Genomic DNA, 12,461 nt, shown 5'->3' with positions numbered 1-12,461 from the left:
CGGCGGCCGGTACCGTCGCGCGGCCGGTCGTCTTCGGGCACCGGCACCCGTGTCGGGGAACGCCCTGGCACGGTTGCCCCTGCCCGGGGTCGGATGTCCGGGGCCGTCTCCGGAGCGGCGGTTCGGAGCGCGCGCTCACGCGCAGGCGTCCCGCGGCGCTTCCGGTGCCCGGTCAGGCGCGCAGCGTCGCGCCGCCGTCCACGTACAGGTCGTGGAGGGTGATGTGGCGGGCCCGGTCGGAGACCAGGAAGGCCACGGCCTCGGCGATGTCGAGGGGTTCGGCGATCCGGCCGAGCGGGATACCGGTGCGGTACGTGTCCGGGTCGCCGTCGATCACCGTGCGCGGCGGCCCCGCGTTCGTGCCGTCGTCCTCCGGCCACAGTGCCCGCTGCATGGCGGTGTCCGTGGAGCCGGGCGAGACGACGTTGCACCGGATGCCGCTGCGGCCGAGTTCGAGCCCGAGGCACTTGGTGAACATGGTGGCCGCCGCCTTGGACGCCGCGTAGGCGGCCATCCCGGTGCGCGGGATACCGGCGGCGTTGGAGCCGACGGTCACCACCTGGCCGTCGCGCCGCTCGCTCATGCGGCGGGCGACGGCGCGGGAGACATGGAAGACGCCGGTGGTGTTGACCGCGAAGGTCCGTGCCCAGTCCTCGTCGGTGAGTTCGACGACGGGCGCCGCGTGCAGCACACCGGCCACGTTGACGAGGATGCCGAGGGGGCCCACGGTGCGCTCCACCTCGGCCACCAGTTCCTCGACGGCCGCGGCGTCGGCGACGTCGGCGGTGTGCGCGCTGATCCGGTCCTGGCCGTACTCGGCCTCCAGGGCTTTGACGCCGTCGGACTCGCGGTCAACGGCGGCGACTCGGGCGCCCCGGTCGGCGAGCGTACGGGCGACGGAGGCGCCGATGCCCGCGCCCGCTCCCGTGACGAGTGCCGTTCTGCCGACGAGTTCGGTTTCAGTCGCTTGCGAAGGCAACGCGCACACCTCTCCCAGAGATCGACTTCGTACTAAGGTAAGGCTAACCTAACACGGCTTCCCGTGGGCCCTCCGGGACTCACGGAAAGCTCGCGCGGGCGCCCGGAACACCCCTGCGGAAGGTCACCCGGCCATCGCCTTCTCGATGTCGTCCAGCACCGAGCCGGCGGCCAGCGGACCGCCCAGGCTGGTCCACTTCGACCCGTCGATCTCCGTGACGTGGCCCTCGCGCACGGCGTCCAACTCCTTGTATGCGGGCTTCTCCTGAAGCTCCTTCAGCAGCTTCGCGTCCTCGCCCTGCGCGGAGAGGGTGCCGATGAACAGCCAGTCGCCGTCGACCTTCGCGATGTCCTCGTCGCTGATCGGGGTCGAGTGGCCCTCGCCGCGCTCCTTCTGGATTCCCGGCCGCGCGAAGCCGAGGTCCTTGAGCACGTCGCTGACGAAGACGCCCTGCTGCATCAGCGCCGTGCCCTTGGTGCTGTAGCGGGCGACGCTGACGGTGGACCCGACCCGGTCGCCGAGGCCCTTCTTCACCTCCGCGACCTTCTCGTCGTAGGCACCCAGGACCTTCTCCGCGCGCTCCTGTCTGTTGAGCGCATTGGCCGTGAGGTTGAGCGCGTCCTTGAAGTCGTTGCTCTTCGCGAACGTCACCACGGTGGGCGCGATGGCCCGCAGTTGCCGCAGCACCTGCTTGTCAGCGACCTGCCCGGCGAGGATCACATCCGGCTTCGCCCGGGCCACCTTCTCGACGTCGGGCCCTGTCACGGCGCCGACCAGGGGTATCCCCTCGGCCTTGTCCGCCAGATACTCCGGCGCGCCCTTCTGGCCCCGCCCCGCGGTCAGTCCGACGGGCTTCACGCCCAGCGCGAGCGCGCTGTCGAGGTCCATCTCGCTGAGCGTCACCACCTTCACAGGCTTCTCGGGCACCTTCACCCGCGCGCCCGTGGCGTCCTCGACCGTGCGGGTGGCGCCCTTCGCCTCACTTGAGCCCTCCGCGCCCGCTGACTCCTCCGCGCCGCACCCCGACAGCGCGAGCGGGACGACGGCCGCGAGCGCGGCGGTCACCGCCAGTCGACGGCGCGTGGAACGGGTGCCGGAGAGGGCGGGGGCGGCGGGGATGGCGCGGCCGGACCGGCCGTACAGACGAGGCATGGACAACTCCCGTACAGGTCACGGCGGTCCGGGGGCCGGACCGCGTCGAGAAAACTTAGGTTAGGCTAACCTAATGCTTCCTGTGCTCCGGGGCAGCCCCGACGTCACCAACGGCGAGGATTCCCCGCCAACGGCTCAGGCCCGACGGCCCGGACAGGCCGGACGAACCCGTCCGGCCGCCGGGCGCCGCACGGTGCTGTGGGCCGCGCTCGCCCTCACCACCGCGCTGCTCGTCCTCGCGCTGCTCTCGCTGCTCGTCGGCACGGGCGACGCGCCCGCGGGACGCGCCCTCGCCTACCTCCTCGGCGTCCCCGGGGCCCGCGCGGACGCCCAACTCCAGCTCGCCGTCGGCGACGTACGGATGCCGCGCACCTTCGCCGCCCTCGTGGTCGGCGCCGGACTCGGCACGGCGGGCGCGCTCCTCCAGGCCGTCACCCGCAACCCGCTGGCCGAGACCGGCCTGCTCGGCGTCAACGCGGGCGCGGCGGCCGGAGTCGTCACGGGACTCACCTGGGCCGGGGTGACCTCCGCCTACGGGATGCTCGGCTGGGCCCTCGCCGGCGGACTCGCCGCCAGCGCCGTGGTGCTGCTGATCGCCGCGTCGGGGCGCGCGGCGGGCTCGCCGCTGCGGCTGGTGCTGGCCGGGTCCGCACTCGGCGCCACCTTCCACGGCGCGACCGCCTATGTGCTGCTCGGCAGCCGCTCCACCTTCGACGAGTACCGCTACTGGACCATCGGTTCGCTGGCCGGGGTGGACGCCTCGGCGGTACGGGCCATGGCCCCCGTCGTCGGCGTCGGGCTGCTGTGCGCGCTGCTCACCGCGCGCCCCGTGTCCGCGCTGGCACTCGGCGACGACGCGGCGCGGGCCCTGGGCCACCACCCGGGCCGCGTCCGGCTCGCCGCCGTCGGCGCGGTCACCCTGCTGACCGGCGCCGCCGTCGCGCTGGCCGGGCCCATCGCCTTCCTCGGTCTCCTCGCCCCGTACGCGGCACGCGCCCTCGCCGGGCCGCGCATCGTGGCGCAGCTCCTCCTCTCCGCGCTCGTCGCCGCCGATGTCACGCTCGCCGCCGACGTCCTGGCGCGCGTGGTGATGCGGCCATGGGAGACACCGGTGAGCGTGCTGCTGGCGCTGCTCGGCGGGCCGTTGCTCATCTGGATCGCCCGCACGGACAGGGGCACGCTGACGGGAGGCGCCGCATGACACCACGTCAGGAAACAGAACAGGATGCGGAGGTAACGGGGGCCGGTCCCGAGCCGTCGAAGGGCACCCCTCCCGCCCCGCACGCGCCGCGCACGCCCCTCGCCCCGCCCGACAGCGTCGTCCTCCGCCTCGGCACCTTCTCGTGGCTCTTCCCGCCGCGCACCGCGCTCGTCGCCGTCGGCCTCGGGCTCGTCGTCGCGGCCGTCGTCGTGCTGGGCACCCTCGCCAGCTCCAGCGGCATGAGCCTCGGCCAGAGCGTCGGCGGGCTGCTGGGCACGGGGGACAGCCTGGACGTCATGCTCGTGCGCGAGTTCCGGCTGCCGCGCGTCGTCGTCGGGCTCATGGTCGGCGCCGCGCTCGGCGTCTCCGGCTGCCTCACGCAGGCGCTGGCGGGCAACCGGCTCGCGACCCCGGACATCATCGGCGTAAACGAGGGCGCGACCGCCGTCGTCGTCGCCTCCGTCGTCGGCTCCTCCACCGCGATGATCGGCGACTGGTGGCTGGGCCCCCTCGGCGCCGCGGCAGCCGCGGCGCTCGTCACGCTGCTCGCGGGCGGCACCGGGACGCGCGGCTACCGTGTGCTCGTCGTGGGCATCGGCGTCTCCGCCGTCGTCGGCGCCGTCACCGACCTCGTGCTCTCCCGGCAGAACGACAACACCGCGGGCGGGGTGTTCCTGTGGAGCGTCGGCAGCCTCAGCGGCCGTGACCTCGCCGTCGCGCTGCCCCTCGCGCTCTGCCTGGTCCCGCTGCTGCCGCTCTCGCTCGTCGCCGGGCGGCGGCTGGACGTCCTCCGGTTCGACGACGAGACGGCGGCGTGCCTCGGGCTCTCCGTGCCGAAGGTGCGGGGTGTCGCGCTGGCGCTGGCCGTGGCGCTCGCCGGGGTCGCCGTGGGCATCGGCGGACCCGTCTCCTTCGTGGCACTGGCCGCGCCCGTCATCGCCGGACGGCTCGCGGGTCCGGCGCGCGTGCCCGTGCTCGGCTCGGCCCTCACCGGTGCCGCGCTGGTGGCGGCGGCCGACGCGCTGGGCCGCGTCATCGCCCCCGTAGAGATACCCGTCGGTGTCGTCACCAGCGTGCTGGGCGGCCCCTTCCTCCTGTGGACGCTGCTCGGCCGCCGTGGTGTGGACGCGACAGCGGGAAAGGCATGACCCACGTGACAGCCCCCACCCCCGCCTGGGAAGACGCCCCGGCGACCCCGGCGGTGCGTGCCGCCCCGGACCCAGCCACCGCGGACGGCACCCGGAACCCCGCGCTGGAGGTGTCCGGGCTCACCGTCGGCTACGCGGAGCACACCGCCGTGCGCGACGTCACCTTCGAGGTGCCGCAGGGCCAGGTCGTCGCGGTCGTCGGGCCCAACGGCTGCGGCAAGTCCAGCCTGTTGCGCGCCGTCGCCCGGCTGCACAGGCCGGACGAGGGCACCGTGCGCGTCGGCGGCACGGACGTGTGGCGACTGCGTCAGCGCCAGGCCGCGCACCGGGTCGCGCTCCTCCCCCAGTCACCGCGGGCGCCCGACGCTGTGACCGTCGCCGGGCTCGTGCGCTACGGCCGTCATCCGCACCAGGGACTGCTGCGCCAGTGGTCGCGGGAGGACGAGCGCGCCGTACGGGACGCGCTCGACGCCACCGGCACGGCGGCGCTCGCCGGGCGCCGCCTCGACACCCTCTCCGGCGGGCAGCGGCAGCGGTGCTGGCTCGCGATGGCCCTCGCCCAGCAGACCCCGCTGCTCCTGCTGGACGAGCCGACGAGCGCGCTCGACATGGGGCACGCGCTCGAAGTCCTGGAGCTGGTACGGGAGATCGCCGCGGGCGGGCGGACCGTCGTCATGGTGCTGCACGACCTCGCCGCTGCGGCCCGCTGGGCCGATGGCCTCCTCGCCATGCGCGACGGCCACATCGTCGCCTCGGGCCCGCCCCGGACGATGCTGGACGCGGCGCTGGTGCAGGAGCTGTACGGGGTACGGGCCGACATCGTCCCCGCGCCCTCGGACGGTTCGCCGGTCGTGGTGCCCGTCGCCAGGACCGCCGCGAAGAGGGAAGCGGCGACGGCCGGTGCCGGGCCGGAGCGGGAAGCGGAAGCAGAACCGGAACCAGAACCGGAGCAGGGCTGACCGACGAGATGCCGCTCGCGACGGCCATCGGCCCCCGGTGTCCGGCCGCCTTCAGACGGCGCTGACAGGCGCCGGGTTCCCGGGGAGCTGCCAGCCTCCGCCGCGGTCCTCCTTCGAGAAGCGCGCGACGAGACCGGGGACGCGCAGGAAGCAGGCCAGCGCGGTGGCGGCCTGGAAGGCGTCGATCGCGCGCCGGGTCATCGGCAGGCCCAGGCGCAGGAGACGCGGATTCACTTCGCCCTGGATCCTGTCGACGAAGGGCCGCAGCACGCTGTCGTAGTGCGCCAGCGCGGTCGGCAGGTCGCCCGGGTGCCGGTTGATCTCGCCGGCCAGGACGTGGGCGCCCACCAGGCCGCCGGAGACGCCCATGCCGCTGTAGGGGGAGGCGCAGTGGGCGGCGTCACCGGCGAGGACCACGCGGCCCTTGGACCAGGTGCCGGTCCGGACCTGGACGACCTCCTGGGAGTAGAAGAACGGGCTCGTCCGCATGCCGTCGATGAAGCGCCCGGTCTGCCAGCCCGCGTCGCGGAATCTGCTCGCCCAGAACTCCCGCTGGCGCTCGACCGGTTTCCGGTGGACCGCCGAGGCTTCCTCCGACTCCTCCCGCAGCACGAAGTACACCTGGGTCTCGGCCGGGTTGTGGCTGCGGCGCATGATCTGACGGCCGCCCGGAGCCAGGTAGGTGTCCCGGATGTTGCCGTCGGACGCCGTGCGCGGGATGAACCAGTAGGCCATGTGGATGCCGACCCGCCAGTACGGGTCGGAGTCCGCGGGGAGGATCGCCCGGCGGATGCGCGATCCCTGCCCGTCCGCGCCGACCAGGAGGTCGAACTCGCCGGAGGAGCCGTCGGAGAAGTGCGCGACGACCCGCTGTCCGTCCTGCTCGAAGCCGTCCACGCTCACTCCGAAGACGTACCCGGTGTCGTCCTTCGACGCCTCGTACAGGAGGCGCACCAGGTCACCGCGCATGATCTCGTACTCGGAGGTGAGGGTCTGCCTGCCACGTCCTGAGGTGTTGGCCATGATCGTCGCCCTGGCCCTGCCGCGCGCGTCGACGAAGGCGACACCCGCCTCGTCCACGAGCTTGCCGCGGACGGCGTCGAGAAGCCCCATCCGCTCGACGGCCTCGATGCCCTGCCCCCGGAGATCGACCTGCGCGCCCGTGGCCCGCAGCGCCGGAAAGCGTTCGACGACGGTCACCTTGTGACCGCCCCGCGTGAGCCAGAAGGCCAGCGCCTGGCCCGATATCCCGCCACCTGCGACAAGGACCCGCAGAGGGCGCGCTCCCGATCCGTCGGACATGCCCGTCACCCCAAAAAAATCTATCGGTGAATGATTCCTTTTCGAGAGTCGTCTATCAGTGATAGATTTGTCAACGTGACCAAGATGAACCGTGAGATCGTCGTCTCCGGAGCGCTCGATCTGCTCGACGAGGTCGGCCTGGACACGGTCAGCACGCGGCGGCTGGCGAAGCGGCTGGGCGTCGAACAGCCCTCGCTCTACTGGTACTTCCGCACCAAGAAGGACCTCCTCGCCGCCATGGCGGAGGCGGCGATGGCACCGCACGCCGCCGCCCCGCTGCCGACGCCCGGCGACGACTGGCGCGACTGGTTCCTGGACAACACGCGGAGCTTCCGGCGCACCCTGCTGATGCGCCGGGACGGCGCACGCCTCCACGCGGGCAGCACCCCCGCCAACGACCTCGACCGGATCCGCCGCAAGATGGACTTCCTGGTCGCCTCCGGGGTGCCCGAGCGGGACGCGCAGATGGCGATGCTGGCCGCCGGCCGTTTCACGGTCGGCAGTGTCCTGGAGGAACAGGCGGACGCCGGGCCCGGCGACGGCTCGGAGCTACCGGCCGACATGCCCGTGATCGACCACGAGTCGGCGTTCGAGGCCGGTCTGGCCCTCATCCTGGACGGCCTGGTCCACCGCACCGCGACGCGGGCCGACGGCCCGGTGCAAGGCCCGTAACTCGTAGCTCGCGCGGAGGCGAAGGCAGCGGCAGCGGGTTCGCTCCGCGCGCAACCCACCACCCGCACCGCCCGGCGGCCCTACCGTCCACCCGTATGACGTCACATGTCGCGGTCCTGTCCGACATCCACGGGGTGCTGCCCGCGCTGGAGGCGGTGCTCGCCGAGCCCGACGTACGTGCCGCCGACCGGATCGTCCTGACCGGCGACCTGGCCGCGGGCCCACTGCCCGTGGAAACCCTCGACGCGCTCGAAGCACTCGGCGAACGCGCCCTGTGGATACGGGGCAACGCCGACCGCGAACTGGCCGAGGCCCGCCCCACGGGCGATCCCGTCACCGACTGGGCCGCGGGCCGCGTCAGCGCCGCACAGCGCGAGCGGCTCGCGGCGCTGCCGCTCACCGCCGAGCTGGACGTCGCGGGCCTCGGCCGCGTCCTGTTCTGCCACGCCACCCCGCGCGACGACGCCGAGGTCGTGCTCGTCGACTCCCGCACCGAGCGCTGGACCGAGGTCACCGCCGGGCTCGACGCGGGCGTGGGCACCGTGGTGTGCGGCCACACACATGTGCCGTTCACCCGTGTCGTGCACGGCCGCACCGTCGTCAACCCGGGCAGCGTCGGCATGCCCTACGGGCGGGCAGGCGCGCACTGGGCCCTGCTCGGGCCCGGCATCACGCTGCGCCGCACGCCCTACGACTACGCGGCGGCGCGGGCCCGCATCGCCGCCGCCTCGTCCTTCCCTGACGCGGACGCCTGGGCGGAGGAGTACGTCCACGCCCGCTCCAGCGCGGAGGACGCGCTCGCCGCGTTCGGCCCGCGCGACGGACGGTGCGACGGGCAGCGCGAAGGGCGGCGCGCGTCACCGTCTCAGCGGGCCCGCAGCGCCCAGTACTGGGCGCGTTCCGTGCCGATGTAGGGCGCGTCCTCCACGTGGCGCAGCAGGTCCAGGCGGCCCGCGTTGGCGAGTTCGCCGACGTGGGAGGCGAAGCCCGAGGACTCCGCGTAGCTGTCGCGGGTGTTCACCAGGACGAGCCCGCCAGGCGCCGTCACCCGCAGCAGCGCGGACAGTGCCTCAGGGCGCACATGTCCCGGCGCGAAGACACCGGAGCACAGGGTGGCGTCGTAGGTGCGCTCGGGCAGGGTCTCGGGGCGGTTCAGATCGACGCCGCCCCACAGCGTGCCATAGGGGGTGTCTTCAACGTCCCGTCTGGGCTGCGACGCCTGGCACGCACGCTCGCGACGTTGTCGGTCGTCAGCGCAGCCCGCTGCGCTCTCCTCCCTCCGCCTTGCGACCGCACGCACCAGACTCCCCCAGCTACCGCTGGGAGGTGCCCCCGGCAGCCCCCGGCCTAACGGCCGGACGACGCTACGTCGAAGACACCCCCTAGGCGCCGGTGCCGCGCGCCCGCTCGACCATCTCCTCGCTCAGGTCGAAGCCGTCGAGCGCGTACCGGCCGTGCCGGGCCAGCGCGGCGCCTATGAGCCCCGTGCCACACCCGGCGTCGAGCAGGCTCGCCCGCTCCCTCGCGCCCCTGGGCCACTGCGCGGACAGCTCGACGAACAGTTCGCACATGAACTCCGGTGCGTCGTACCGCTCGCCGAGCACGTCCCTGTCGTAGGTGCTCGCCCAGTCCCTGTAGTGGGCCTCGATCGCCCGCGCCGTTCCGTCCAGGGCGTGTGCCCGCTCGATGCTCGTCCGGCTGTCCGTCATCCGCGCCTTCACCTCGTCCTCGCACCTCGTCCTCGTCGTCCGCTCCGGCGCGCGTCACGTGCTGCGTGGCCGTCGCCGCGCGCCAGGTTCGACGGAGCCTCCCCAGTCGGCCACCCCGTAACCCGTGCCCCCCATTCCCGGAGGCCCCGGCACACCCGTACGCGCCGGTGCGTCACTCGCGGGGGCCACGCGGGTCGCCGCGCGGCCCCGGCTGGCGTGGAATCGGAGGGACACCCGCCGCCGCCCTGGCACGCCGGCGCGGGCACGAGGAAAGGACGCGATGGACCGGCTCAGAGACCGAGCACCCGCACGGGTGAAGTGGGTACCGCCGGTCATCGTGCTGGCGGCGGTGGTCATCGACATCTGGGCGCCGGACTTCATCAGCGGTACGGCGTTCTACTGCCTCGCGTGCGTGCTGGCCGCCGCGGTGTCCTCCTTCCGCTACACGATGTCGGTCGTGCTGACGTGCTGCGCCGCCGTCCTCGTCGGATATCTCGCGCCCGGCGTCTTCGCGCTGCCGCCGGACGAGCAGGTGATCCGGCCCGCGAGCGTGCTGATCGCCGGGCTGCTCGGCATCGACCTCAACCTCGCGTTCTCCCGCACCGAGCGGCGCCTCGGCCTCGTCCGCACCGTCGCGGAGGAGTTGCAGCGCGTCGTGCTGCCCGTGCCGCCCGTGCAGGTGGGTCCCGTGCACATCGCGTGCCGGTACGAGGCCGCCGACACGGAGGCCCACATCGGCGGGGACCTCTACGCGGTCCAGGACACCCCCTACGGCATGCGCATGCTGATCGCGGACGTGCGCGGCAAGGGGCTCCCGGCGGTCGCCGTGGTCTCGGTGCTGATCGGCGCGTTCCGTGAGCGGGCCAGCGAGGAACCGGAGCTGGCGGGGCTCGCCGTGCGCCTGGACGAGGCGCTGAACCGGGAGCAGTCGGCCGAGGCTGACCCCATTCCGTCGGAGGCGTTCGCGACGGCGCTGCTCGTCCAGGTGTCGCCCGACCACACCTCGCTCCAGATCCTGAACCGCGGCCACCCTGGCCCGTATCTGATCGAGGGTTCCTCGGTCTCCGAGCTGCCCACCTGCGAGGCGGGCCTGCCCCTGGGCATGGGCGCCCTCGCCTCCCAGCAGGTGCCCCCGCAGCCCGAGACGGTGCCCTTCCCTCCGGGCTGCGAGGTGCTGTGCCTGACCGACGGGGTGACCGAGGCGCGGAACGGGAAGGGCGACTTCTTCGACCCGCTGGTGAACTGGCGCCCCGAGCCGCAGCTCAGCCCGGAGGACCTGATCACCTCGCTGGTCGGCGCCGTCACCGACTGGGCGGGCGGGACCCGGCACGACGACATGGCACTGCTCGTCATGGCCCACGACGGCACGGCGTCCGGCAGCACCGCGTCCGACGACACCGCGTCCGGCGGTCGCTTCGACGGTGACGGGGCGACGCTCAGTCGCCCTTCTTCAGCGCCTCCGAGAAGAGCGGCGTGACCTTCTTGAGCGCGTACGGCAGGGACAGCACCGTGTTGGTGGCGAACGCCGAGCTGATCGACCGGTCCTCGAAGATCACGGAGCGGCCGTCCTCGACGGACGGCACCGCCTGGTACAGCGGATCCTTGGCGATCTTCCCGGGCTTCACTCCGATGGGGGTCATGACGGTCAGGTCGGCGTCGAGGAGGTTCAGCTTCTCGCGGGAGATGTCGATGGAGAAGCCCTTGCCTGCGCGCTTCTGCACGGCGGGGCTGTTGCGGAAGCCCAGGGCCTCGGCGAACTCGACCCGGCCGCCGCCGCGCACATAGGCGCCGTAGCCGCCGCCCGAGTAGGCGCCCAGGGTGATGGTCTTCCCCTTGAACTCGGGGTGCGCCTCCGCCGTCTCGCGGAAGTGCGCGTCGGTCTGCTTCTTCAGCTCCTCGCCGCGCTCGGAGCGGCCGAGCGCCTTGGCGACCATGGAGAGCTGCCGCTGCCAGGAGAGCTTGTACTGGTCGCCGCCCGAGGGCGCGGAGACGGTGGGGGCGATCTTGGAGAGCATCTCGTTGCGCTCGCTGTCGCCGCTGGACTTGGTGTCGAGGATCAGGTCGGGCTTGAGCGCCGCGATCTTCTCCAGCTCCGGCTCCAGGGTGCCGATCAGCTTCGGCGACTTGTCGTACTTCCCCTTGGCCCAGGGGCCCACGCCGTCGCCGCCGAAGGCGAGCCAGTCGCTGGCGCCCACCGGCTGCACGCCGAGCGCGAGCGCGGTCTCCGCGTCGCCCCAGCCCAGGGCGACGACGCGCCGGGGTTCCCGCTCCACCGTGACGTCGCCGAACTTCGTGGAGATCTTCGCGGGGAAGGCGCCCTCGGCGGCTCCCCCTTCCGCGTCCGACGTCGCCGTGCCGCCGTCCTGCGAGCCGCCGCAGGCGGCGAGGGGGACGACGAGGAGTGCGGCGAGGAGACCGAGTCCCGCTCGCCTGCGGAGGGATGGGGTTGGGGCAGCGCTTCTACCGATCATGAACTTAGGTTAGCCTCACCTAAATACTTTTCGGTACCTGGGCCTCGTCACAGTGGTGACGGCCCACCGGGACGATCAGCGGAGTGCCCGAGACGGGGTCGGGCGTCAGCGCGCAGCGCAGCCCGAACACCTCGGAGACGGTCTCCTCGGTGACGACCTCGGCGGGCGGCCCCTCGGCCCGCACCTCTCCCCCGCGCATCGCGACGAGGTGGTCGGCGTAGCGGCAGGCCAGGTTGAGGTCGTGCAGCACGACGACGATGGTCGTGCCGTGCGTGCGGTTGAGGTCCGTGAGCAGATCCAGCACCTCGATCTGGTGCGTGATGTCGAGATACGTCGTCGGCTCGTCGAGCAGCAGCAGGTCCGTGCGCTGGGCCAGGGCCATCGCGATCCACACCCGCTGACGCTGCCCGCCGGACAGCTCGTCGACGTCGCGCGCGGCCAGCTCCGCCACGTCCGTGGCCCGCAGCGCCTCGGCGACGGCCTCCTCGTCCTCCTCCGTCCAGCGCCGGAACCAGCCCTGGTGGGGGTAGCGCCCCCTGCTGACGAGGTCGGTGACGGTGATGCCGGCGGGCGCGACGGGGCTCTGCGGCAGGATGCCGAGCGTGGCCGCGACCTCCTTGGGCGGCAGGCCGTGGATGCTCTCGCCGTCGAGCCGCACCACACCGGCCGAGGGCGCGAGCAGCCGGGCCAGACCGCGTAGCAGGGTCGACTTCCCGCAGGCGTTGGGGCCGACGATCATCGTGATCCGGCCGGGAGGTATCTCCAGCGAGAGGCCGCTGATGACCTCGCGGGAGTCGTAGGCGAGCCGGAGGTCCTCCGTGCTCAGCGTGTGCCCTGCCGTCATCGCCCCTGCTCCGATCCGTTCCGG

General features: G+C 73.2%; 13 protein-coding genes. 6 read left to right on the top strand and 7 right to left on the bottom strand.

The window, feature by feature from the left end; genetic code table 11:
• Positions 1–172: 172 nt before the first annotated feature.
• A complete protein-coding gene (locus tag ACYVOO_RS32880) occupies positions 173–979 on the bottom strand; it encodes a 2,3-dihydro-2,3-dihydroxybenzoate dehydrogenase (RefSeq protein WP_461019370.1) in 807 nt (268 codons plus the stop codon).
• A 123-nt stretch (positions 980–1,102) separates the two neighbouring features.
• The gene (locus ACYVOO_RS32875) at positions 1,103–2,131 is read right to left on the bottom strand and encodes an ABC transporter substrate-binding protein (RefSeq protein WP_461019369.1); all 1,029 of its coding nucleotides are present in this window, start codon (positions 2,129–2,131) and stop codon (positions 1,103–1,105) included.
• 73 nt (positions 2,132–2,204) lie between these two features.
• On the opposite strand from ACYVOO_RS32875, the gene ACYVOO_RS32870 reads away from it, so the two are divergent.
• The 3 genes from ACYVOO_RS32870 to ACYVOO_RS32860 are packed head-to-tail and all read left to right on the top strand — an operon-like array spanning position 2,205 to position 5,439.
• Positions 2,205–3,332: a FecCD family ABC transporter permease gene (locus tag ACYVOO_RS32870; RefSeq protein WP_461019368.1), complete on the top strand. Its 1,128-nt coding sequence runs from the start codon at positions 2,205–2,207 to the stop codon at positions 3,330–3,332.
• Complete coding sequence (locus ACYVOO_RS32865; protein WP_461019367.1) at positions 3,329–4,480, top strand: FecCD family ABC transporter permease; 1,152 nt, start codon at positions 3,329–3,331, stop codon at positions 4,478–4,480. The genes ACYVOO_RS32870 and ACYVOO_RS32865 overlap by 4 nt, the downstream gene beginning before the upstream one ends.
• Positions 4,477–5,439 (top strand): ABC transporter ATP-binding protein, encoded by a 963-nt coding sequence (locus ACYVOO_RS32860; RefSeq protein WP_461019366.1) that lies wholly within the window; start codon positions 4,477–4,479, stop codon positions 5,437–5,439. The genes ACYVOO_RS32865 and ACYVOO_RS32860 overlap by 4 nt, the downstream gene beginning before the upstream one ends.
• Positions 5,440–5,490: 51 nt before the next feature.
• On the opposite strand, the gene ACYVOO_RS32855 is transcribed toward ACYVOO_RS32860, so the two are convergent.
• Positions 5,491–6,741: an FAD-dependent monooxygenase gene (locus ACYVOO_RS32855; protein WP_461019365.1), complete on the bottom strand. Its 1,251-nt coding sequence runs from the start codon at positions 6,739–6,741 to the stop codon at positions 5,491–5,493.
• A gap of 84 nt (positions 6,742–6,825) precedes the next feature.
• Here ACYVOO_RS32855 and ACYVOO_RS32850 point away from each other — a divergent pair, with 84 nt between their 5' ends.
• Both ACYVOO_RS32850 and ACYVOO_RS32845 read left to right on the top strand, forming a co-directional pair.
• Positions 6,826–7,413, top strand: a complete 588-nt coding sequence (locus tag ACYVOO_RS32850) for a TetR/AcrR family transcriptional regulator C-terminal domain-containing protein (RefSeq protein WP_461019472.1) — start codon at positions 6,826–6,828, stop codon at positions 7,411–7,413.
• Positions 7,414–7,508: 95 nt separating this feature from the next.
• A complete protein-coding gene (locus ACYVOO_RS32845) occupies positions 7,509–8,327 on the top strand; it encodes a metallophosphoesterase family protein (RefSeq protein WP_461019364.1) in 819 nt (272 codons plus the stop codon).
• Here ACYVOO_RS32845 and ACYVOO_RS32840 read toward each other — a convergent pair.
• Positions 8,279–8,713 carry a hypothetical protein gene (locus ACYVOO_RS32840; RefSeq protein WP_461019363.1) on the bottom strand — a complete coding sequence of 145 codons (435 nt, stop codon included), beginning with the start codon at positions 8,711–8,713 and terminating at the stop codon, positions 8,279–8,281. The two genes, ACYVOO_RS32845 and ACYVOO_RS32840, sit on opposite strands and share 49 nt — an antisense overlap.
• Before the next feature lie 82 nt (positions 8,714–8,795).
• On the bottom strand, positions 8,796–9,122 hold the full coding sequence (locus ACYVOO_RS32835; protein ID WP_461019362.1) for a class I SAM-dependent DNA methyltransferase: 327 nt from the start codon (positions 9,120–9,122) through the stop codon (positions 8,796–8,798).
• 280 nt (positions 9,123–9,402) lie between these two features.
• Here ACYVOO_RS32835 and ACYVOO_RS32830 point away from each other — a divergent pair, with 280 nt between their 5' ends.
• Positions 9,403–10,599: a PP2C family protein-serine/threonine phosphatase gene (locus ACYVOO_RS32830; RefSeq protein ID WP_461019361.1), complete on the top strand. Its 1,197-nt coding sequence runs from the start codon at positions 9,403–9,405 to the stop codon at positions 10,597–10,599.
• On the opposite strand, the gene ACYVOO_RS32825 is transcribed toward ACYVOO_RS32830, so the two are convergent.
• Both ACYVOO_RS32825 and ACYVOO_RS32820 read right to left on the bottom strand, forming a co-directional pair.
• A complete protein-coding gene (locus tag ACYVOO_RS32825) occupies positions 10,559–11,593 on the bottom strand; it encodes an iron-siderophore ABC transporter substrate-binding protein (RefSeq protein WP_461019360.1) in 1,035 nt (344 codons plus the stop codon). The two genes, ACYVOO_RS32830 and ACYVOO_RS32825, sit on opposite strands and share 41 nt — an antisense overlap.
• 19 nt (positions 11,594–11,612) lie before the next feature.
• Positions 11,613–12,437, bottom strand: a complete 825-nt coding sequence (locus ACYVOO_RS32820; RefSeq protein ID WP_461019359.1) for an ABC transporter ATP-binding protein — start codon at positions 12,435–12,437, stop codon at positions 11,613–11,615.
• Between the last annotated feature and the right edge of the window lie 24 nt (positions 12,438–12,461).

This window comes from Streptomyces daliensis (genome assembly GCF_054782395.1).
Note: the sequence above shows the minus strand (reverse complement) of the source record. Positions and strands in the feature narration are given on the sequence as shown.

Coding starts and splice junctions, on each gene's coding strand:
- ACYVOO_RS32875 (WP_461019369.1), bottom strand. CDS start 2,131: ATGCCTCGTCTGTACGGCCGGTCCGGCCGCGCCATCCCCGCCGCCCCC.
- ACYVOO_RS32870 (WP_461019368.1), top strand. CDS start 2,205: ATGCTTCCTGTGCTCCGGGGCAGCCCCGACGTCACCAACGGCGAGGAT.
- ACYVOO_RS32865 (WP_461019367.1), top strand. CDS start 3,329: ATGACACCACGTCAGGAAACAGAACAGGATGCGGAGGTAACGGGGGCC.
- ACYVOO_RS32860 (WP_461019366.1), top strand. CDS start 4,477: ATGACCCACGTGACAGCCCCCACCCCCGCCTGGGAAGACGCCCCGGCG.
- ACYVOO_RS32855 (WP_461019365.1), bottom strand. CDS start 6,741: ATGTCCGACGGATCGGGAGCGCGCCCTCTGCGGGTCCTTGTCGCAGGT.
- ACYVOO_RS32850 (WP_461019472.1), top strand. CDS start 6,826: ATGAACCGTGAGATCGTCGTCTCCGGAGCGCTCGATCTGCTCGACGAG.
- ACYVOO_RS32845 (WP_461019364.1), top strand. CDS start 7,509: ATGACGTCACATGTCGCGGTCCTGTCCGACATCCACGGGGTGCTGCCC.
- ACYVOO_RS32835 (WP_461019362.1), bottom strand. CDS start 9,122: ATGACGGACAGCCGGACGAGCATCGAGCGGGCACACGCCCTGGACGGA.
- ACYVOO_RS32830 (WP_461019361.1), top strand. CDS start 9,403: ATGGACCGGCTCAGAGACCGAGCACCCGCACGGGTGAAGTGGGTACCG.
- ACYVOO_RS32825 (WP_461019360.1), bottom strand. CDS start 11,593: ATGATCGGTAGAAGCGCTGCCCCAACCCCATCCCTCCGCAGGCGAGCG.
- ACYVOO_RS32820 (WP_461019359.1), bottom strand. CDS start 12,437: ATGACGGCAGGGCACACGCTGAGCACGGAGGACCTCCGGCTCGCCTAC.